This is a genomic window from Bifidobacterium sp. UTBIF-78, from assembly GCF_006408945.1.
GTDB lineage: Bacteria > Actinomycetota > Actinomycetes > Actinomycetales > Bifidobacteriaceae > Bifidobacterium > Bifidobacterium myosotis.
In genome coordinates, this window is the sequence record NZ_JFAO01000048.1 from 1 (window position 1) to 23,101 (window position 23,101).

Genomic DNA, 23,101 nt, shown 5'->3' on the forward strand with positions numbered 1-23,101 from the left:
CTGGCTCCACAGCGACGCCTAGCCACCCAGCGGCGTGACGAAGCCAGTCCATGGCCCAATCACCCCGCCCACGAGCATGCAAGCGAAGCCATACCGCCACAGCATGGCCTCTTAGCGACGCACAGAATCACGCGTCCGGAAACCAGAAGCCCAGAACCAACATCAACCGGAACCAAAAGTCTCCAACAATCGTCATCATCAACGAACGCTTCCCACGCAACAAACCAACCGCAACCCGTAGGCACAATCACAACTCCAAATCGGGGGCAGCACCCACATTCCCGTGCACCAAGGTCATCTCCATCGCCCCATCTCCATCGCCCGCAACGCCCACAAAATGCTCTTGATCTTCGGGCAGAGCGCAACACGCAGCGCAGCACACTCATCGCAACTGCTCAAACCTGACCTATCGCTGCCGACCTAACGCTACCTGCCGAACGGCCCGCTCACATCAATCACGCGCAAAGCCGAGCCTCAAACCGAACCGGCACCGAAACGGAGCCCAAAACACGGAAAAGGGATGCCGTCGAAACGACATCCCTTTCGGAGGAGGAGTGGGAACTATCGGTTCCTATCCTCGTGGTTGCAGATCAGTGAAAAACCGGTCATCAACCACGTTTATAGAGGTCAGCCCTTCTTCTTCTTGGAGAGCAGATCGTAGGCGACGGCGGCGATGACGACGAGACCCTTGATGGTCTTGACCCAGGCGGCGTCCACGCCCATGATGGACAGGCCCTGGTTGAGCACGCCCATGATCAGGGCGCCAACCATGGCACCCGGGATGGTGCCGATGCCGCCGGTGACGGCCGTTCCGCCGATGAAGCAGGCGGCGATGGCGTCCATCTCGAACTCCATACCGGTCTGCGCGGAAGCGGAGGCGAGGCGGGAGAGGGTGATGATGGAGGCGATGGAGACCAGGAAGCCCATATTCAGGAAGATCTCGAAGTCAACCTTCTTGGTGTCGATACCGGAGAGAATGGCGGCCTTACGGTTACCACCCACTGCGTACACGTTGCGGCCGAAGACCATACGGTTGAGCACGAAGTAGTACACGCACACCAGCACGCCGATGATCACCAGCACGATCGGGATGCCGCCCTGGGTGGCGTTGCCGGACATGGCCAGCAGATAGGTCACGTAACCGATGGCGAGCGCGGCGACCACGCACTTGAGGATGACGAAGCTCATCGGCTGGGCGGGCAGACCGTTCTTGACGGCCTTGGCGCGCTTGGTCAGCTGGCTCCAAATCACGAGCACGATGGCGGCGATGCCAACGATCAATGCGGTCAGGGCAAACTGTCCGACGAAGATGGTGGGCAGGTAGTCCTTGGAGATGGCGCGGAAGGCGGCGTTGGACACCGGGATGGATTCGCCGGCCACAACGGTGGCAAGACCACGGAAGATGAGCATGCCGCCCAGGGTGGTGACGAAGCCGGGGACGCCGACGTAAGCGACCCAGAAGCCGTGCCATGCGCCGATGAGCAGGCCGATGACGATCATGAGCAGGATCGCGGCCCACCACGGCACGCCATTCTTCATGGCCAGAGCGCCGACGCCGCCGATGAAGGCGACCACGGAACCCACGGACAGGTCGATGTGGGTGGCGATGATGATCATCAGCATACCGATGGCGGCGATGAGCACATACGCGTTCTGCTGGAACAGGGCGACCACATTATTGGGGTTGAGAAGACGCCCGGCGGTCAGAATCTGGAAGACGATGATGACCAGCACAAGGGCGAGGTAGATGCCATAGGAGCGCATGTTGCCCAGCAGCAGGGACTTGAGGCTTTGTTCCTCGCCGCCCTTCTTGGCTGCGGGGGTTACGGTTGCGGTAGACATTTGAAGATTATCCTTTCAAAGAACGAAAAGCACATGGAATGCGGGTGGGTCTCAACGATGCGGCTACCGTGCCGCTTCCGCCGGCCGGCCCGTCAATATGGCGAACGTATGGCGAACGGCTCAGGCGAACGCCTGGTCTTTGGGTAGGGGTGTTGCGGAGGTCATGTATCGCATGAGTTCCTCCTGGCTGGTGGTCTTCGCATTGAAGTTGCCGGTGATCCTGCCGCCGCTCATCGTGTAGATGCGGTCGCAGATGCCCAGCAGCTCGGGCAGTTCGGAGCTGACCACGATCACCGCGGACCCGGAGTCGGCCAACTGGTCGATGATCTCGTAGATGTCGTACTTGGCGCCCACGTCAATGCCTCGCGTCGGCTCGTCCAGGATCAGGACCTTCGGGTTGGTGGCCATCCACTTGGCGAGCACGACCTTCTGCTGGTTGCCGCCCGACAGGTTGCCGGCGGGCATCTCGATGGTCGGCGCCTTGGTGCGGAACTCCTTGCGGTACTTCTCGGCCGTCTGCTTCTCTCGCGTCTCGTCGACCACGCCCAGCCTGCTCGCCAGTTCCTTGAGGCTCGCCAGGGACGTGTTCTCGCGGATGGTCTTCATGAGGTTCAGGCCGTACACCTTGCGGTCCTCGGTCGCGTAGGCCACGCCATGGTCGATCGCGCTGCGCACGGTCGGGAATCTGACCTCCTTGCCCTCCACGAAGATGCGGCCGGACGCGTTGGTGCCGTACTGGCGGCCGAACACGCTCATCATGGTCTCGGTACGGCCCGCGCCGATCAGTCCGGCGAACCCGACGATCTCGCCCGCGCGCGCGTTGAAGCTCACGTCGTTGGACACCAGGCGCGTCTCGTCGAGCGGGTGGTGCATTTTCCAGTCCTCGACGCGGAACATCTCCTTGCCGATGTGCGACTCGTGCACCGGGTACCGGTTGGTCAGCGGACGGCCGACCATGTCGCGGATCAGGACGTCCTGGTCAAGCGGGTGCGCCGCGTCGATGTCGATGTGGCTGATTGTCTGGCCGTCGCGGATCACCTGCACCGCGTCGGCCGAATAGGCGATCTCGTTGAGCTTGTGCGAGATGATGATCGCCGTGATGCCCTGCTCGCGGCGCAGCCCGTCGATCAGGTCGAGCAGGTTCCTGGAATCCTCGTCGTTCAGGGCCGCGGTCGGCTCGTCCAGGATGAGGAGCTTCACGTTCTTGGTCAGGGCCTTGGCGATCTCGACCAGCTGCTGCTTGCCCACGCCGATGTTCGAGATCAGGGTGTCCGGGTTCTCGTCCAGACCGACCTTCCTCATCACCTCGTAGGCGATGCGACGCTGCTCGTCCGCGTCGATGGCGATGCCCTTCTTCTTCTGGTTGCCCAGGAAGATGTTCTCCTGGATCGACATGTAGGGCACGAGCGCGAGCTCCTGGTGGATAATCACGATGCCCTTCTCCTCGGAATCGCGAATCGTCCTGAACTTGCAGGTCTCGCCGTTGTAGATGATGTCGCCCTCGTAGGTGCCGTACGGATACACGCCCGACAGCACGTTCATCAAAGTCGACTTGCCGGCACCGTTCTCACCGCAGATCGAGAATATCTGGCCCCTCTTGACCGTGATATTCACATCATTCAACGCGGTGACCGGACCGAAACGCTTCACGATATGACGCATCTCAAGAATCACGTCACCATTCGTAGCCACAGTTACCTCCTCCGATAGTAATGTCCCTGTGCATGGCGAAGGCGCCGTACCGCATCGATGCAGTGCGGCGCCTCCTGTTCTGTGAGCTGATGTCCGGGCCTGTTTACAGCCCTATTCCATCGCTTCCGTCGCTATTGGCTTGCGTTCGGCTTCCGATCCGATCACAGGCCGGCGTCGGCGGCGGAAATGTAGCCGCCATCAACGAGGACTTCCTTGAGGTTGTCCTTGTCCACGGTGACCGGGGTCAGCAGCTGGGACGGAACGTCCTTGTTGCCATTGTTGAAGGTATCGGGGGCTTCCGGCTCCTTGCCGTCCACGAGGGCCTTGATCATCTCGGCGGTGGCCTTGGCCAGCTCGCGGGTGTCCTTGTAGACCGTCATGGCCTGCTTGCCCTGAACGATGGCCTGAACGTTGGCCTTCTCGGCGTCCTGTCCGGTGATGATCGGGTAGTAGTCCCAGCCGGCGGCCTCTACGGTGTTGTAGGTACCGGTGGCCTCGGCGTCGTTCTGGGCGAGGACGGCGTCCAGCTTGGTGCCGTCGTTGTAGAAGGAGTTGATGCGGTTCTCCATCTCGTTCTGGGCCTTCTGACGGTCCCAGTTGTCGATGCCGATGGACTGCCAGTCATCCGCGGAGGACGGGACCTTGCCGGACTTGGACTGCAGAACGCCGGACTTGAAGTACGGTCCGAGCACGTCCCAAGCGCCCTTGAAGTAGTAGCCGGCGTTGTTGTCGGTCGGGGAACCGGCCATGAGCTCGACGTTGAACGGGCCCTTCTGCCCATCCTTGAGACCAAGCTTCTGCTCGATGTACTCGCCCTGCATCTTGCCGACGTCCTCGAGGGAGAAGGTGGCGTAGTAGTCCACGGCGTCGGTGTTCATGATCAGGCGGTCATAGGCGATGACCTTGCCGCCATTGGCCGCCACCTGCTCGGCCGCAGCACCCGTGGCGGTACCGTCGATGGAGGCGATGACCACGTAGTTCATGCCGTTGTTGGCCATGTTCTGAATCTGGGAGGTCTGCAGATCGGTCTTGCCATCGGCGTACTGGAGGGTGACCTCGTAGCCATAGCCCTCAAGCTGCTTCTTCAGGTTCTCGCCATCGATCTTCCAGCGCTCGAGCATCTGCTCAGGCATGGAAATGCCGACCTTGACGGTGTCACCACTGCCGCCATCACCACCTGCCGTGGTGCCGCCGCGGGTGCCACCTCCGCAGGCGGCCAGCGGGACGAGCATGGCGGTCGCGGCAACGACGCCGAGCACCTTGGTCCACTTGTTCATGGGAATTCCTTTCGACATTGATAGGAACTGTTTGTTTCCTCTTCCTTGCGGTCTGGCAACCATTGCCGAACCTGTTAGAAATATACCATATAGTTTTTTGATTTAACAATTGCCAATCGGTCATTTACACTGGAATCGCGCGGTTTTTGCTTTATTTGATTCATTGCGCTAACTAAATGTGAACGGTAACAGTGACGTATTTTCAACGTTCTCGGAGGCTATTGGTACACCGCCCACCAGCACCGAAAAATCGCGACACGCCGACATCCATGCATGAACGAAGAGCACCTCGGACCCAGGCCAGAAGCATTGCACCGGTTACACGCGCGGGGATCACGCTTGCGCGCCAGTTCACAACAGTCCGCAACAGCCTACGCCGGCCCACGGCAGCCACGACCACCTGACGCAACCCACAACAGGCCGTCGCAGTTTGACGCAGTTTGACACAACCCACAACAGTCAACGCAATCCGACGCACGAACGCACAGCACACACTCCATACGGCCACGCCCATACATCTCACGGACACTCCGCAAATTCGCCCTCGCTCAGCGCCAACAGAGCGATGCGCTCATCGACGTCCAGCGTAATATCGGCGCATCACCTCGTCCACGCCAACAGAACGATGCGCCAACCAAACTCACTCATCACGCACATGCGAAAACGCCGCCCCACCCGAAGGCAGAACGGCGTTTTCGTATATAAGCGATGGGACATCGCATGCGCTACACGGAGAATGCAGCACAAATCAGTAGGACTCCCCCGCCTCGAACAATGCGAGGAATTTGGGTCGCCAGGCATATCGGGTCGAGACGAGGGCCAACCCCATGGCGGTAAGCGCCACGCCGATCGGCGCCGCGACAGGGGCGACAAACAACAGTACGGCGTAGACCACGGCCAGCATGGCAAGCGAGAGCAACAGCATATGATGTGCGCGCATGGCAGTATCTCCATTGACGTTGCGTAGGTACGCATCGGACAGGTTGCATCCGGCTTATGGACGCCCACGCTTGTCGCACCGGAGCATAAGCCCAGCGTTCGAACCTCGGTGCTCGGAGCCCAGCGATCAGCGATCGCCACATAATGCGCATCCAATTGCCAGATATTTAGTTTAATGGTTTAACCATATATCGTTCATGTTACCAACGCAAGTTACACACACGCCAAGCACGCATTTCTCGTGCGCATCCGTATGCATTCTATGGGCACCCCAGCTCCGAAACAGCCTTGGAGCAGCGTCGGCACAGCATACCTCTGACACACTCAGCATCGCCATCGAGCTTCGACATGGCTGCGCAACACCGTTTTCGGCCATCCTAACGGCGCCAGCAAGGTCACGCAACGCCGCCGACGGCCAATCCCCAGTCAGCAGCGGACTACAGACCGGCCCGGCGATGCCTAACTCAGCCGCCAACGCTCTACAGCATGGCAATACCAACCACCCCAGCGTCGTCAACAGGCCAAAGCATGGCCGCACAACACTATTTTCGGCCATCTCAGCATCGCCGACGAGCCAAGACGTGGCCCAGCAATACCACTGACGAACTCAGCGGCGCCAAGAATCCAAGCCATGGCCCCATGCCAACGCGTTTTTCCTCGCCAGCGTCGTCAGCAAGCCACGGATTGGCTTGTTCGCGACGCCATCACCTACACCAACGGGTTCATCACAGTCATTTCGCCAAACACACAGCCACGAGGGGCAGGCCACACATTCGCACGGCACATTCGCAACACACAACCACAACGCACATCCGCAAGAAGGGCGCATCCAGCGAAGAACGCAACAGCGACCCTGCACAATCGATACGCCATCAGGTAATTACTGGCATGCAATAAAACAGGCATCAAACAGGCATCCGCCAAACGGAAACGAGACGACTGTCACGCAACAATCGACCAGCAACCAAGCAACGCACAACCCGTCCGCAGCGCAACAGCAGCCTGCAGCGCAACAGCAGCCATGAAACGGCCGAGCAGCAACCAATCGATCGCCGCTCGGCCGTCAGGCAGTATCAGTCCAGTATCACCGCCACTCGGCTATCAGCCAACATCAACCAACATCAGCCCAACATCACCGCTCCCAAATCAGCACTTCGCCGTCGCTATAGGAAGCCAGCGGACCTCGCGCGGATCGCTCCCCACGCAGCGCACCGGTGATATCCCGGTTCACGGCGATCGGCGAACCATCCGGGTTCTCGAAGTACTCCTCCACGATGCGCGGCTGACCAAGATCAGCCGTCCCGACGACCCGACCGACCGCAGCGCGCGCCGCATCCGGCATCACAACAGCAAGCCATACCGCCTCCGGAGTCTCACGCAGCGCCATCGACCCCGCACCGGCATCGACCACGGCATCCGTCTCCCAAGAGGCCGCCCGCGCTCCACCGACATAAGCGTTGGCTTCCAGCATCATGGGCTGGGGCATGCTGCGATACAGCTCCTCATCGCCCAGCCCCGCCTGCTCGATGCGCCGCTCGTATTCGGCAAGCGAATGCGGATAATCCTCGAAACAGGCAGTGCCCGTATCGACCACACCTTCTCCGCCAGCGGCATCGGCCATACGTTCGGCTTCACCGGCTTCACCGGCACCGCCAACCGCCATGAACAGGTTGTTGACGTACCGGTCGTCGCCGCCGTAGACGAATGCCTCACCGGCCACATCCGTGGAATGCGGGAAGTGGTAGGGCGTTGACCGGTCGAGCACCTGCGTATGGCGGATGCGTCCGGCGAACAGGTTGTTGATGAACGCGGCGCCCTGCGCGTAGTCGTCAAAGCTGAACGGGGAGGCGAATACGTTGTTCATGAACGTGATGGGCCCGTGGGTCACCTCGGTCATCACGTCGCGTGTGTTGCGGTAGAACACGTTCGAGTCCACGATCGTGCCCTGCGCCTGCCAGTCGAGCCACATGCCCAACACGGAGTCGTGCACACGGTTGCGGCGCACGATCGTATCCACTGCGGCGTGCATTTTGATGGCGGCGACTTCCCAGCCGAAGAACTCCCGCTTGGTACCGATGCGGTAGATGTGGTTGTGCTCGATGAGGCTGAACGCGCAACTCATGTGCCCGACCACGCCGTTCTGTCCGCAATCGTAGATCGTGTTGCCACGCACTACGTGCCCGCCAACCACGCCCTTGCGCCAGCCCACATGCAACGCCTTGTACACGGCCTCCTTCTGGTACTGGTAGCCGGACTTGCGATGGGTGCGCGTGGATTCGTTGTCGCCGGTCGAGATCTCCTTGCCCAGCGAAATTGCCGAGCATTTGGCGTCATGAATCACGTTATCCTCAATGACCCAGCCGCGCGACCAGTGCGGTCCGATCAGCCCCACCTGATCGGCGGTCGGCGGCGTGTACGGGCAGGCCGCCCGGCACAGCTCGAAACCACGTACGGTGATGTAATTGACGTACGGACGACTCGGATAGAAGCACGTCTCGCGTACGTTGATCTCCGTCATCTCGACGTTTGGGTCCGCGTCATGGAAGTTCGCCCAGATCGTGGTGTGTTCGGCATCCGTTTCGCAGTACCACACATTAAGTGTGGCATCCGGGTCCAGCAACGGCACGATGGTGTTCGTTGCGGCGTCGCGCCCGGTGTCCCAGCGCTCGGGCGCGCGCACCTTGTCCAGCGAAGACACCTCGTAGAACGACTTGCCGTTGAGGTACACGTCGCCCAGATGACGGACCTCGACCTTGGGGTCCGGGTAGACGGTCCAATCGCCGAACACCGTCTCAACGTACGGGTTGTATCCGCCGAAGAAACCGCTCGGGAGGACGACCTTCCACACGCCATCGCCCTCCGGCATCCAGCTCGTGACGCGTTCGGCACCGGTGATCACCGGACGCGGCTCGCCCTCGGCGGCCCGGTAGACGATGCGGTTCGTCTCACTTTCGCCGCCGAACCTCGGGTCCACGGACTCCCTGTAGGTGCCCTCGTGCACGATTATCTCGTCGCCGGCACGCGCGATCGCGGCCGCCTGGCCGATGGTCAGGAACGGGTCGGCCTCAGTGCCGCCGCCCGCCAGGGAACCGGCCGAAGCCGAAACATGATACTGCGTCATTGCATTGCTCCTTTGCTCTGTTGTTGAAATCCATGACGGCCTGTGCCCGGTTCAGACAAGGCCGCCGCCGATGTGCCCGCCGCCGGGACGCCCACCTCAGACGACTTCGCTGGCCGCTCACGGCGGGAGCGGAAAGTGAAGGTCTCAGGGGGGAGCTGCGGCCTATGCGCCCTCTACGGCGGCACGCTGTTCGGGCGTCCAGTCATCGGGAACGCGGCCAATCACATGGCAAGGATTGCCCACGGCGATGGAGTCGGCGGGGATATCATGCGTGACCACGGCACCCGCGCCGATGATGGTGTTGTCGCCGATGGTGACGCCAGGGCAGATCACCACGTTGCCGCCGAGCCACACGTTGTTGCCGATGGTCACATCCTCGTTGTGCTGCCAGCCCTCAAGTCTGGGCTTGCGCGCGATGGCGTGGTTCGGTGTGTAGATACTCACACGGGGGCCGATCAGGCAGTCCGATCCGATGGAAATCGGCCCGCCGCCCACGACGAGGAAGTCCATGTTGATGAATGTGCGGTCGCCGATTTTCAGCCCCAAACCGTAATCAAGGCGAATCGGCGGGCGGAAGTCCACGCCAGCGCCGGCTTCGGGCACGAGCTCGCGGAACAGTCGCTCAGCCTCGGCCGTATCCTCGAAATAGATGCGATTGATGCGATCACAGGTGGACTGCGCCTCGCGCGTGAGCTCCGGCAGAATCGCCGACTTGCGGTACTGCAGCCAGTCGTCCGCGAACAGTTTCGCCACGTCCGGATAGTCGCGCTTGAGTTGGTCGAGATTGCGGGTCGCGACCGTAGTATCTACCATGAATTGCCTCCTCGCTTTGGTTTGACGGTCTAACAATATTCGTTGGACGGTATTGTACGGCTGCCGGCCACGCAACCCACGAACCCGCCGGCCCATTCCGTGCTCAGGAACCGCGCGTCGCACTCCCCCAAAATCCGCGCCGCCGAGGTGTCGATATGCGTCAACAACGCGAGCTCCGCACAATCGTGCGCCTCACCTTCTACAGCACTCGACGCACGTTCATGGCCCGATTCCAGTCCATCGACCGGCGGCAGACATGCGAGGAAGGTCAGCCGATTGCCATACAGCCGCAGACCGAACCATTCACCCGGCGCCAGAGTCCCGCAGTCGAGGACATGTGTCTTGCCACGGTCAACGACCCTAACCATCAGCCCACCTATCGCATCGATTCCCATGGTGACGTCGTGCGTGGAATCCTGATGCAGCATCAGCGTGCGACCCGGACCGGCCAGTACGGCGTAGTCCAACGCATCTACGCGAACAAACCGATAGCCATCCCGCCCGCGCACCTCGACCAAACGATTGTCGCCCACCCAAATGGGTTCAGGGTGAACGATTTCGGCAGCAGTGGCCGCAGCGGCGATTTCCACTGCCCGCACCGAACGCAATCCGCCATGCCCATCGGTTTCGACCGCAAGAGCATGTGGCAGCCGCCCGAGCCCAGGTGCCACCACAGGCCAGCCGGGATCGGTGGTGTCGTCCTGCTTGGTCGGGCCGCTGCCCTCCAGCTTCCATGAGACGGGATTACGTTCCCACCTCACCGGCGCCACGAACGTTTCACGTCCGAGATAGCTGAACAACTCGCCGGCTTCGTTCCCCGGCACTTCGCGCACGCCAAGGCAAGTGAGCAACCACCCGGCTTCAGGATGACACAGCAGGTCGGCATGCCCGACGCACTGGATGAGCTCCCCGTTGCCCAGATGACGGTGGGTGAGTATCGGGTTCTTCTTGAATCCTTCGAACAGACGGTCGAACGGGCCGATCACACATCCTTCGCCGTCTCGGGCGGGTTCGATGAGCACCTCGCGCGAGGCCAGCCCCTGCTCGAAATCGGCGAGCGCTGCGGCGAACCCGTTCGGCGCATAGGTACGCATCATCATCTCGCTGTGCTCGAAGCTGGTGCCGCCTTCCGCGGTCATCAGGTACACCCAGTCACCGATGCGATAGAGGTGCGGACCTTCCGCCCATACCGCGCCTACGCCGTACCCGCGCCAGATCACTGTTTTCCGCCCCTGCAGCGACCAGCCGGACGCAGGATCGATGGGCTGGGTCCAGATTTCGGTCTGGCCTTCCCACTGCGGGTTCAAGGCCGGTCGGGTCTGCGTCCACCAGACAGTGCCGTCCGAGTCCTCGAAGATGTCCGGGTCGATGCCCTCGGCGCCAGCCACCCAGTACGGGCCTTGCCATGGGCCTTCCAACGTGTCCGCGACGATCACGAAGTTGCCTTGTGCCGCGCGGCAGGCCTCGATGTCTTCCATCGCGCACCCGGCGGCGAGAGCCTGGCCCTCGTTGACGCGCGCCACCGTGCAGACGATGACGTATCGTCCGCCGATGCGGCGGATGGTCGGCGCGTACAGTCCGCCGGAATCCTCCACACCGTCGATGAGCAGCCGGCGTGCCATCGCCCCGTCTACGGCATCACCCGCATGGGTCCACGTTGCCAGATCACGGGTCACATGGATGGGCAGTCCCGGCACCAGCTCGAATGAGGAGTTGACCAGCACGATCTCCTCGCGCGAATCATCCCATATCCACGAGGGGTCCGGATACATGCCCCGCATGACGGGGTTGCTGACGATCCGCACCCCCTGTGCGTCCGGCGTACCTAGCGCCCCCTCCATGCCGGAAACCTGCACGCTTTCCTTCACAACATCCGTGACGCCACTATTGATAGTCACCATTGATTACTTCCCTTTCTTTCGTTGAACAACCATGTTTCGCCGCGGCACTGGTCCGCAATACCAAGCCGCATCATCCGCCGATTCGTCCGTCCACTTCAGGCGTATCCCTCGGCCCCGCGAACCGGAAATCACGAAAATGCGCGACACCCCCGACCTCGACGGTCGGCATCAGGAACAAACCAATACGGCAGCCGATGAAATAGTCCAAGGTGTAATACAGCGGGTAGATTCCTCCGAGCCTTCTCCACCCGGGTGAGACATCGCCCAAATCCAGATATTCGAAGGCGACCATGTCCTTCTTGTCGGTGAAATCGTAGATGGCACGCAACCGTACGACGGGACCGCTCACCTCGGTACGAATGGTTTCGACCGCCGGAGCGTCATAATCGCCATCTCCCCATATCGAATCGTTGATGCGGGGCTTCAGTTGCACACACACCGAGAAGCACTCTCCAGACCGCGTTATAGCAATATAGCGATAGTATCCTTGGAGCGCGGCCAGACCGGCATAATCGCCGTCACGCAACGATGCCGCATCAATGGTGACCTCGGCCATACACCGTGGCCCGACCGTGCGTTGGGTCAACGTGTTCCACGCATGGCTGATGTTCATCGCGACACTGCCGCCGTGCAAAGTAAAACTGCTCTCCTGCTCGCTCACCGACCAGAATGCAGGATGCGCTAGGTGATTGAACTGCCAGAAAGGCTTGAGATCGGTCACCTCCACGTCGGTTTCCTCGCCCGCCGTATACCGGAAATCGTCACTGCCATTGAGCGGAGCGTACTCGTAGTCGGCATGATTGGTCGGCACGCTCACCTGCATCGGCACGCGACCGTCAATGCCCAAAACGGGGAACCCGTCCTCTCCGAATCGCATAGGCATGACGGTGGGTGCCCTGCCCAAGGCGCCGCGGTCGTGCATCATGAAGGCGTACCATCGTCCGTCAGGAGTATCGACCATGCCTCCCTGCGCATCGCCGAGGTCATGGAAGTCTAAATCGTCGTCAAGCACCTCCCGCGCCTTGAATTCACCCTCCAACGAATCGGACAGCAGGCAAACTTCGGTTTTGCGGTGTCCGGAACGGAAGTGGCAGGTCCACACGTAGTACCGGCCGTCATGCTTGTAGATATGGCTACCCTCATATCCCAGATCTGCGTTGGGATCGTCCTCGGCGATGATGCGGTCGATGCCTCCCGACTTCGGGCCGCTCAGGTCGGGCTCCATTTCCGTCAGATGAAGACGGGTGTTGCCATGCACGATGTACACCCGACCGTCATCGTCGTAGAGCACGCTGTTGTCGTAGTACAGGCCGTCGATGACGCGTTTCGTCCAAGGGCCGGCGGGGTCGCTCGCTTCCAACACATAGGTCCGCTGCGTGTCGTTGGCAGCGAACACCACGGAGAACAGCCCGTTATGGTAGCGCAGCGATGGAGCCCACATACCGCATCCGTAGGCGTTGCGCCCTTCCTGTTCCAACCGCTGCGCCGCAGTGTCATCGAGCTTCGCGTAAGCATGCGTCAGGAATTCCCAGTGCAGCAAATCGTATGATCGCAGGATATCGCAGCCCGGCATCAGGAACATCGTGGTGGTGGCCATGTAGTACGTATCGCCCACACGAATGATGTCCGGGTCGGGAAAATCGCTGTTGATAATCGGATTGTGCGCGGTGGCCATGGTCGTCATTGATATGTTCCGTTCTCAAGATCGCTTCAGGATTGGTTCAGGATTGATTGACTCGGGTCCTATCCGTCGCCCCCTGTCATGTCATGAGCCCGTCGCGATTGTGCCATCAGATTCCATGCCGGTGACGACGCCAAAACGCATGGCCGCGAACTGGATTCCATCACTGCCGCAACGACTCCATTGGGGCAATGGCGTGCCGTCGTTGCGTACCCCGTTCGGGTTGCCGGTGATGGCGAAGTTCGCCCAGTAGCGGCTCATCATGTCCGCAAGCTCATAGTGCCAACCGGAGAATGGGCGCCAGCAGCGTGCCAGCGAATTAAAGGTGAACCAGAGTTCCGAGGAGTGGAAGGCCCCCGCGCTATCACCAGGCATATCCACATCGAAACGGTAATAGTAGGGCGGGTTCGCGCCACCTGAAATCCACGCTCGAATCAGATCCATGTTGCCCTGCTCGCCGGCGGGCATGACGGTGCCGTCCGCTTGGGTTTCGAGGAATTCCCCTGTGGTATTGCCGATGATGATGTCCATCGGCTGTTGTGCACCACGGCGCAGGATGTCGCCATATTGACCCGGCAGCATACGCCCATCGACGCAGGGCATCCAGTTGGCCGGCATGGGCCAGGCTTGAGCAGCAAGTCCAGCGTCTTCAGGAGCCGGGAAGTGTTCGGCGGCGTCCAGCAACGCGTCGGCGGAGATGCGACGCGCCTCCCGCACCGACGGCACGCCAAGGAAATCGAGGAATCGGATGGCGTTGTGCTGTGCTTCCTCCAGCGAACGAAGCCGCATGTTGAACAGACCGATTCCGGCACCGGACTGCATGATTGCACGATGGAACAGTCCTTGATTGAGCGGCGAGCAAATCTGCGAAAGCACACTGGCCGCGCCCGCCGATTGGCCGAACACGGTGATTGAAGCCGGGTCGCCACCAAATGCGGCAATATTGCCTTGCACCCACAGAATGGCTGCCCTCTGATCCAGTAGTCCGAAGTTGGCGTACGGTTCCTCCGGCACGCCTCCGGCGGCTCGTAGCTCGGCCTCACGCTGCAAATCGGGATGGGTGAAGAATCCGAACGCATTCATCCGATAGGCGACGCTGACCACCACCACGCCCAGACGCGCAAGCGCACTGCCGTCGAATTCCTTTTCAGCGGGCGTGCCGCACTGGTACGCGCCGCCATGAATCCACACCATAACCGGCAACAACCCATGTCGTGAGTCTGCCGGCATGCACGAAGCGTCTTCCGGCTGCTTGCCGCAACCATGGCCAATGCCACGGCGCAGTCTGGCCTCACCACTGCCTGTCAATGCCGGTGTCCAGATATTCACGTACAGGCAGTCCTCGCTGCGTGGCGAATCGGGGTCCACCTGCCATTCCCTGCCATAGAATTCCTCGGGATTCCAACGCGGCTGCATGGCACTGGGACCGAAATCATGCGCATGCAGAATGCCTTTCCATGACTGGAGCGGCTGCGGAGCGCGCCAGCGCAGCTCCCCCACTGGAGGGGCCGCAAACGGTACGCCGCGGAAAACGGTGATTTCCGGATCTTCCGAGGCCAATCCCTCAATGACACCATATGCCGTACGCACCTGTCTGAGCACCATTGCCATTCTCCTTCATTGGTTTCGTTGTGCTGTCCGCAACCGTTCGAATTCACGCCGGTAGTTGCCGCTCAAAGCCAGTATGGCGAAGGCGTAGAGGAAGTTGTCGTAGTACCGGCGGCAACCGACGCGCATAGGCGTATTCCACAGCATATGCACCCATACGCGGGCGTTGCGCTCGGCATCGGGCAAGGCGGCGTGCATTGCTGCCAGCGACCCCTGCGCAGTGGCGGCGAGGAAGCCGACCGGGTGCAGTACACGTTCATCCACCGCAGTGCCATCCACCTCATAGACGCTGGTGCGGTCGTGAGTCAGGAAGAAACGTTGCAGTGCCGCCACGCGGTCGCACAATACCGGCTCCGCGTCATTCCACAGCGCATCCAGACCGATGTTACCGGCGGTCCGATAGGCGTCAGAGAAGAACCAATCATGGCGGCCGAATCGTTCCTCGGTGTACGGCGTTCCGTCATACAGCGCGTATTCGCCGTTCATGCCGGTATGCTCGTCGCAGGCAAGGGCCAGATAGGTACGACTCGCCGCAGCGGCTTCATTCCAGAACGGCCGGTCAGCATCGTCGGCGTACTGCGCAAACACCTCGTAGAAATGCGGCAGATGATAGGAGGGGTCGCTCCACTCGGTCTCGGGTATGAATTTGATGAGATGATTGTCGGCGTTCCACATCGGTTCACCGGCCTCTTCCCGTCCCTTATGTACGCAGTAATGCAGCAGTTCTCGTGCCCGGGCCGCATAATCATAGACGCCTTCCCGGCTGCCCCACCGGCGGTGTGCGAGGAAGAGGTCCATGGCGAAGTACTCCTCGCCATCCGGTGCCGGACCGTCCGCCCGCTCGGAACCGTCAGGCTTGACCGACCAAGAGAAGTAGTGGGCATGATGGCCTTCGACCATATACATGTACTTCATCACCCAGCCCCACAGCCGGTCAAACACGTCCTGCCGATCGTATTGCACAGCGAGCATCATCGCGTAGCTCATGCCTTCGGTGCGCACGTCGTCGTTTCCGGTATCCATCACGTAACCGAGACCGTCTTCGCTTTCCCAATAGAACTTGTTCGGCCCCTCGAAGATCTCATGCCAGACCTGTGCCACGCGCGCGTCGATGTCGGCCTGCGCATAGCCGCACTGTGCGAACAGCGATCGTCCCGTCTCGTTCTTTTCCATTACCGTTCTACTCCTTGCCCTGTTGTTCCGGCCTCGTCGTTACCATCCGCGCTCGACGCCGGAGGCTGCATCAGCGCACGTAGCGAAACCCGCAACGGCGTGACCGGCACACCCTGAGCATTGCACAGCAGTCCATTGTCGGGATTGTTGCGCCATGCGTAGCGTAGTTCGTCCGGAGTGCGTGCCGGCATCGGCACAGTGACACGATTGCTGTCGATGGTGGCTCGTGCCGGCACGCAGCCGCCATCGTTCCAGACGAAAGTGAACTCTCCGGGTGCCTTTCCATCCAAGGTGGCGAGCGCACTGGGAGCGGATTGCGGCCAGCCGGCCCCGGTGGCACGGACCGTCATCCGGTCCTCAAAGGTGAGTTCGACGGCACTGCCTTCGATATGCACCTGCGCCAGGCATGGCTGACGATAATCGTTTGATTCGCCGTACACCAGCTGACGTGCCGCCTGGAACAGCCGATTCGCGATGATTTTCTTATGTGTGGGATGCAGATCGTTCCAATCGCCTGCATCAATGGCAACTACCGTTGCCACATCCGCAACGGTTTGCGCGACCTGCCACTGTGCTTCGCTCACCACAGGCCAGCCGCCGTCCTCCACACAGTCGATGGCAAAGTTCGGTAGCTGTACGATTAGGAACGGCAGTCGTTCCTGATGCCATTGCCGCCGCCACAACCCGATCATAGATTCCAGCAGATCGCGATATTCGGGAGCGCTGTCCCCGGTATTCGATTCGCCCTGATACCACAGCGCCGCGCGAACACGGTACGGGAAGCACGGTGCAAGCATGGTGTTGTACAGCGCGGTGGGCTTCCAACGGACAAAATCCTCCCATGGGCAGTCCGTCTGAGCCACAGTGACGATGGCATACCGCCAGATACCGCTCACATCAATCACATCGTCGCCAACGCTCAGTGTCATGGCCTTGCCGGGAGTCACACGACCGGTGTCATGTTCGCATACCAGACGCAGACGCAACTCATTGGCACCCCCATGCAGCACACCGGCGGGTATCTCGTAATCGCGCGGCTCATACTGGTTGGTTCGTCCGCCAAGCAGATAGCCGTTCAGCCATGTATGTTCGGCATCGGCCATTGTGCCCAGACGCAGGAACGCGGGCCTCTCTTCCATATGTGCGGGCAGGTAGACGATTTTACGCAGTTCCAGTTCGCCACGGAACCCGGCGAGGCCCTGATCGGCGAACCAGTTGGGTAACGTGATGTCATGCCATTGCAGATCGTCAGCGGGAGCTTCGTCATCGCGACGCCAAGGCCACTGTCCCAGCGGCAGATAGCTTCCGGTGTCGGGAGCGGCATCGTAGCCCAAGGCCCGGTACCATTCGTCACGCGCGGCGATGCTGTCCTCACTGCGCTTGACGGCCACGCCTTCGCCCGCGTATTGGCGCAGAATGCTCAGCATGTCCGGGAATCGTCGCAACGACGCTTTATCCATCCATGATTCGATGGGCGAGCCGCCAAGCGACACATTGAGCAGGCCTACCGGCACGCCGAGGTGTTCGCGCATCATACGACCGAAGAAGTATCCGATTTGCGAGAATTCCGCAGTACCTTGCGCATCGCAGGCGGTCCAACGCGCATCTGTATGGTCGTCATGGGAGCCTGCGAAATCGTATTCGGGAATGACTTTGTACTGGCGCAGCAGCGGGTCGGCGGGGCGGGAGAATTCCGAAGCGTATTCCGGGCGGCCCCACGCCATCGGCAGCTCCATGTTGGACTGTCCGGAACACAGATACACTTCGCCGGCGTACACCTCACGTGTAATGCGGGAACCGTCTGAACCTTCCACGGACAGTGTAAAAGGTCCGCCCGGCTCGAGGGAATCCAGCGTCACGGACCATGAACCGTCATCGCCGGCCGTTGTGGAGCCCGCGCGGTTCTGCACGCTGACCGACACATCGGCGCTCGGTTCCGCCCATCCCCAGATAGTGATTGGCATGGACGCCTGCAGCACGCATCCATCATCCAGCAGTTTCGGCAATCTCAGCATGAATCCCTCCTCTAACGCATTAACCGGTCGGCTGTCACCTATGCGGGTGGAGCCGACCGGATGGACTGACCATATTGCGTCAACGCAATATCATCAACGCCGTATCAGCGTTCCTGATAATCGAAATATCCGAACACCGCTTCCTTGCCGTAGCCGGCAAGGTCCACGGCCGCGAGGCCCACGAACGCGCCGGTGAAGAAGCCACCATAACGCCGGGCCACATGGTCGTCGGAGAGCACGGCGGCGTCCAGAGTGACCGGAATCTCATGCCAAATCTCACCGTCGAACGAGTATTCATACGTGTAGGTGCTGGTACGCACCTTGGTTCGCAACCACACGCCCTCCACGTCATCCGACACTTCGATGGCCTTGTCCCTGAGGAACGAGGTATAGGTGTCGAAATCGTTCTGGGCGACTTCGATCACGCGCTTGCCTCGCACCTCATCCCAGGTCACGAACGCCCACGACCAACACAGATGGTTGTAGAAGTTCGTCAGGCCGGCCATCTGCATGTAGTTGTCCGGGGTGAACGTCACCTTGGTTTCGGCGTCGAAGTCGAACGCCTGCCAGCGCCGGCCGATCAGCGACAGTTCAAAGAGGTTGGACAGGGAGCCTTGCCCACGCAGCGTCAGCGAGCCACCACCTACGCGGCCCATCGCCTCGGTGAAGGGCACGCGCAGAGTGTTCCAGTTGAGGTCCAGCTCAGTAGATTCGAACTCATCGTGCTGGCTGTGGTCCGTGGGGGCCTCTGTTTCGATGGCATCCTTCGGCGCCTCGACGTAGCGTTCGCCGCCGTGCCCGCCAACCACATACGGCCAGCCGTCATCGTCCCATTCGACCTTCTGGATGGAGGTCTCACGGCCAAGCGTGCACCAGCCGCGCACGCCGTGGGCCGGTTCGGTCTCATGACGCCACGGGCGACCGCACAAGGAGGCGTAATACCATTCACCGCCAGGCGTGTTCACAAGCGCGCCGTGACCCTGCTTCTGCAGGTAGGTGTCCGGGGTATCGAAGTTGGAGATGAACGGGTCGTGCGGACTTACCTCGAAGGACAGCGCATCCAGCGTGCGCGAGCGTGCCACGGATTCCTGATGCTCGTACTGGGTGCCACCTTCGGCGCAGAACAGATAGTACCAGCCGTTGATCTTGTACAGATGCGGGCCTTCCACCAACTTCACATCCGTGCCATGCCAGATGATTCGGGCCGTTTCCGGCTTCAGATGCATGGTTTCCGTGTCGAATTCGGTCAGGGTGATGCCGTTGAAGGGGTGACGGTATTCGCGGAAGTCCCACGTTTGTTGAACCAGATACTTGCGACCGTCATCGTCATGGAAGAGGCTGGCGTCGAAGCCCACGCCGTTAACGCGGACCGGCTCGCTCCACGGACCGTGGATGTCCTCAGCAGTGACCAAGTAGTTTGTGCAGTCCTTGAACGCGCCGTTGACAATTTTCACATCCGTGTAGATGAGCCAGAACTTGCCGTCCGCGTAGGACAGGTCCGGGGCCCAGACGCCGCCACCGGAAGGATTGCCCTTCATATCGAGCTGGGAGACACGGTTGAGCGGGCCGGGCAGCAGATTCCAATGAACCATGTCCTTGGATTCGTGCAGCCGCACGCCTGGCCACCAGTCGAAGGTGGATGTGGCGATGTAGTAGGTGTCGCCGACACGGATCATCGAGGGATCCGCGTTGAATCCGGGGAGTACGGGATTGGAGATTTTCATGTTCTTCTCCTCGTTGAAAAGAAAGGGTACCGTGGGAAGACTCAGGAAAGGAGGAGGAAAGGAATCGGCGCTTGAGGGGAACCGATGACATGCCTTCCCACGGCAAGATTATGAAACAACTGTCAGGACGTCTGCATCAGCCTTTGACCGCGCCTGTCAAGCCGCCCACAATCTTCTTCTGGAAGATCGTGAAGCAGATGAGGGCCGGCAGCATGGCCAACGAAGTGAAGGCCAGCACGGCCGCGGTATCCACCGAATGCTCGGAGCTGAAAGCCTGCACGCCGAGGGGCAGCGTGTACTTGCTGGAGCTGCTAAGCACGAACAGCGGCAGCATGTAGGAGTTCCAGCTGCCGACGAACGTCAGGATACCAGTGGTGGCCACGCCGGGCATGGACAGCGGAATGACCATGCGGGCGAAGAATCCGAGGCGGGAGCAGCCGTCAAGCAGTGCGGCCTCCTCAAGCTCCAGCGGAATCGACTGCAGGAACGGGACCAGAATGATGATGGTCTGCGGCAAACCGAAGGCGATCTGCGGCAGGATGATGCCGGCGAGCGAATTCGACAGGCCGATGTTGCGAATCAGCAGGTATAGTGGCGTGATACCGACCGTCATCGGGAACATGAGGCCCGCAGAGAACAGCGCGTACATCAGCGGTGCATAGCGGAAACGGTATCGTGCAATGACAAAGCTCACCATGATGCCAAGTACCACGACACCGACCATCGTGCAGACACCGACGATTAGGGAGTTGACGAGCTCCCCCCAGAAGATATCGCTGGTGAAGACGTTGATATAGTTATCAATCACCCATGGATCGGGCAGTCCCGAGGGATGGTTGGTAATCTGCGAGTTCGTACGGAAACCACCGAAGATGATGTAGAGCACCGGGGTCACGCAGATGGCGACGAGCACTAGGGAGAAGAAGTAGACGACCGGATGTCCCCACGGTGTTTTCTGTGAAATCCGATAGCCGTTCTTCGTGGAGTATTTGGTCTTCGCGGAAACTGCTGCACTCATGTCACTTCACCTCATTCGTTGCGGCCGCGGCACGCAGCTGCGACTCCTTAGCGCGCTTGGCGGCACGCTTCTTCGCCTGCTTCTGCTCGGTCAGCGCACCATCAAGGTCACGGCTGAGCACCAAACGCTGATACACCAGAGCAAGAGTCAGCGAGATAATGAAAATAATCAAGGCAACTGCGGAGCCATAGCCGTAGTTTCCGGCGTCACGACCCTCACGCACCATGTAGGTGGCCATCGTGGACACACCGGCGGTGGTGGAGACGTACTTGCCCCACACGATGTACACCAAATCGAACAGCTGCAGGGAACCGATCATGGACAGGAATACCCAGATGCGCAGGGTCGGAGCCAGCAGCGGCAGGGTGATGCTCTTCTGCATCTGCCAGAATCCGGCACCATCCACGCGGGCAGCCTCGTAGAGTTCCTCAGGAATGGACTGCATACCGGCGAGCATCAGAATAACCGCGAAGCCGATGTACTTCCAGCTGATGAGCAGCAGCAACGTCCATATGGCAAACTTGGGATCGGCAAGCCAGTCAGGCCCTTCAATACCGAAGTTTCCGAGAATCTCATTGATGGCACCGGTCTTCTGCAACAGCAGACTCCAACCGGTACCAACGATGACCTCGGAGACGACATAGGGCACAAAAATCAGCGTTCGAATCAGGGCACGCCCCTTGAACTTCTGGTTGAGCAGCAGCGCAAAGAGGATGGCGAGAGGAGCCTGAATGACCAGAGAGCCAATCACAATCTCGAACGTGTGCAGAATGGCCGCCTGGAAGTTGGGATCAGACAGCGCCGTGACATAATTCTGCAGACCGATGAACTGCCCGGTCTTGTGAGGCGAACCGTACCCCTTCCACTTATAGAAGCCGTAATACGCACCGAGAATAATCGGTAGAATCACGAAGAAACAGAAGATGATAATCGCCGGTGCAGAAAGGATAAAGATTTCAATGGCACGCTGAACCTTACCGTCACTGGTGCGCTTGGTTTTACCCGAAGCGGAAGACTTCCCCTTAGCCTGTCCCGACATGCTTACGCTCGTCATTTGTTGTTACTCCATCACAATCGTCTTGAAACCAACGGTGTGCGAGAACACCTCAACCGGGAGACATTCCCGCACACCGTATGTGTTCAACGTCAGCCCTTGGCAGCCGCATCCTTCATAGCGGTAACGATGTCGGCCGCGGAACCGTTGCCCGAGAGCATGTTCACGATGCCGGCATTGAGCGCGTTGCCGATATTGCCTCCGAGTGCGGTATCCATCCACAGCTGCATGTCATCGGAGTTGTCCAGCGCCTGGATGATTTGCTTCAGATTCTCGTCAGTCACCACGTCGCGGGCCTCCACGGAAGCGGGAATGGTGGAGAATGCGGTGGCGTACTTCTCCTGCCACTCCTTGTCGGCCATGAAGTTTACAAAGTCCACAGCGATATCCGGAGCCTCCGGGTTCACCGAGAACGGCGTGACCGCGCCCATCAGAGCACCTTTCTCGCCCTCACCCCCTTCAACGGAGGGGAACGCGAAGAATCCGAGGTCGGCCAGCGGCTGCTTATCCGGAGTCAAATCCTTGAGTACGCCTGGCTCCCAGGTGCCCATAAGTTCCATGGCGGCCTTGTGGTTGGCCAGAAGACCGGCGGAAGAACTTGCGCCCTGCTGGGCAGTAGTGGTCAGATAGCCTTCGTTGAAAGCGTTCATGTCAGCGAGTTCCTTGAGATCCTCGCCAGCCTTGGTCCAGCACCCGTCGGAAAAGTCCTTCTCGTTAACGCCCTTGGCATAGGATTCGGGCGAGCACTCGCGCAGAGACAGCCAGTAGTACCAATGACCGGCCGGCCATGCATCCTTACCACCAAGCGCAATCGGATCAATGCCGGCATTGCGTAGCTTGGTCACCGCTTCCTTGAGCTCACCAAACGTGGTGGGGACTTCGGTGATGCCGGCCTGCGCGAACAAATCCTTCGAATACCAGATGCCGCCAGGCTGGACCGTGCTCGGCACGCCATAGATCTTGCCGTCATAGGTCACCGAGGCCAGCGAAGAGGCCATCTGCGTCTTGACGGTATCAGAAATCTTGTCTGTCAAATCCATGGTTTGCCCGGCGTCGATCATATCCTTGGTCTTGGCACCGCCAAGAGCCATGAACACATCAGGGCCAGAGGAAAGATCCTGCATGGCCGTAGTCAGTTTGCCTTCGAAATCCTCATTCTGCACGGTCTCAATCTGCACAGTAACGCCAGGGTGCTTTTCTTCAAAGGCCTTGGCAAAGTCCTCCCAGTACTGCTTGCCGTCAC

The 23,101-nt window shown here is 60.2% G+C and carries 15 protein-coding genes; all 15 read right to left on the reverse strand.

Annotated elements, in window-relative coordinates:
- Nucleotides 1–627: 627 nt before the first annotated feature.
- Complete coding sequence (gene mmsB / locus BG22_RS09420) at nucleotides 628–1,842, reverse strand: multiple monosaccharide ABC transporter permease (protein WP_140495060.1); 1,215 nt, start codon at nucleotides 1,840–1,842, stop codon at nucleotides 628–630.
- A gap of 120 nt (nucleotides 1,843–1,962) precedes the next feature.
- Entirely contained in the window at nucleotides 1,963–3,504 is a 1,542-nt protein-coding gene (locus BG22_RS09425) for a sugar ABC transporter ATP-binding protein (RefSeq protein ID WP_233428066.1), read from the reverse strand.
- A gap of 191 nt (nucleotides 3,505–3,695) precedes the next feature.
- The gene (locus BG22_RS09430) at nucleotides 3,696–4,811 is read right to left on the reverse strand and encodes a sugar-binding protein (RefSeq protein WP_140495062.1); all 1,116 of its coding nucleotides are present in this window, start codon (nucleotides 4,809–4,811) and stop codon (nucleotides 3,696–3,698) included.
- Nucleotides 4,812–5,559: 748 nt separating this feature from the next.
- Nucleotides 5,560–5,751 (reverse strand): hypothetical protein, encoded by a 192-nt coding sequence (locus tag BG22_RS09435; protein ID WP_140495064.1) that lies wholly within the window; start codon nucleotides 5,749–5,751, stop codon nucleotides 5,560–5,562.
- Nucleotides 5,752–6,882: 1,131 nt separating this feature from the next.
- Nucleotides 6,883–8,871, reverse strand: a complete 1,989-nt coding sequence (locus BG22_RS09440) for a right-handed parallel beta-helix repeat-containing protein (protein ID WP_140495065.1) — start codon at nucleotides 8,869–8,871, stop codon at nucleotides 6,883–6,885.
- 162 nt (nucleotides 8,872–9,033) lie between these two features.
- Nucleotides 9,034–9,684 carry a sugar O-acetyltransferase gene (locus tag BG22_RS09445; protein ID WP_094666934.1) on the reverse strand — a complete coding sequence of 217 codons (651 nt, stop codon included), beginning with the start codon at nucleotides 9,682–9,684 and terminating at the stop codon, nucleotides 9,034–9,036.
- A 29-nt stretch (nucleotides 9,685–9,713) separates the two neighbouring features.
- A complete protein-coding gene (locus BG22_RS09450) occupies nucleotides 9,714–11,525 on the reverse strand; it encodes a glycoside hydrolase family 43 protein (RefSeq protein WP_094667060.1) in 1,812 nt (603 codons plus the stop codon).
- Between the two features lie 130 nt (nucleotides 11,526–11,655).
- Entirely contained in the window at nucleotides 11,656–13,260 is a 1,605-nt protein-coding gene (locus BG22_RS09455; protein WP_094667061.1) for a glycoside hydrolase 43 family protein, read from the reverse strand.
- Between the two features lie 90 nt (nucleotides 13,261–13,350).
- Complete coding sequence (locus BG22_RS09460) at nucleotides 13,351–14,871, reverse strand: carboxylesterase family protein (RefSeq protein WP_140495074.1); 1,521 nt, start codon at nucleotides 14,869–14,871, stop codon at nucleotides 13,351–13,353.
- A 12-nt stretch (nucleotides 14,872–14,883) separates the two neighbouring features.
- Nucleotides 14,884–16,047: a glycosyl hydrolase family 8 gene (locus BG22_RS09465; RefSeq protein ID WP_094666936.1), complete on the reverse strand. Its 1,164-nt coding sequence runs from the start codon at nucleotides 16,045–16,047 to the stop codon at nucleotides 14,884–14,886.
- Nucleotides 16,047–18,062 (reverse strand): sialate O-acetylesterase, encoded by a 2,016-nt coding sequence (locus BG22_RS09470; RefSeq protein WP_140495066.1) that lies wholly within the window; start codon nucleotides 18,060–18,062, stop codon nucleotides 16,047–16,049. Before BG22_RS09470 ends, BG22_RS09465 begins: the two co-directional genes overlap by 1 nt.
- A gap of 104 nt (nucleotides 18,063–18,166) precedes the next feature.
- Nucleotides 18,167–19,786 (reverse strand): glycoside hydrolase family 43 protein, encoded by a 1,620-nt coding sequence (locus tag BG22_RS09475; RefSeq protein ID WP_140495067.1) that lies wholly within the window; start codon nucleotides 19,784–19,786, stop codon nucleotides 18,167–18,169.
- 136 nt (nucleotides 19,787–19,922) lie between these two features.
- Nucleotides 19,923–20,804 (reverse strand): carbohydrate ABC transporter permease, encoded by an 882-nt coding sequence (locus BG22_RS09480; protein ID WP_140495069.1) that lies wholly within the window; start codon nucleotides 20,802–20,804, stop codon nucleotides 19,923–19,925.
- A gap of 1 nt (nucleotide 20,805) precedes the next feature.
- Nucleotides 20,806–21,843 (reverse strand): carbohydrate ABC transporter permease, encoded by a 1,038-nt coding sequence (locus BG22_RS09485; protein WP_140495076.1) that lies wholly within the window; start codon nucleotides 21,841–21,843, stop codon nucleotides 20,806–20,808.
- A 107-nt stretch (nucleotides 21,844–21,950) separates the two neighbouring features.
- Nucleotides 21,951–23,101 (reverse strand): ABC transporter substrate-binding protein (locus BG22_RS09490; protein WP_140495071.1); only part of this gene is annotated, 1,151 nt, incomplete at its 5' end.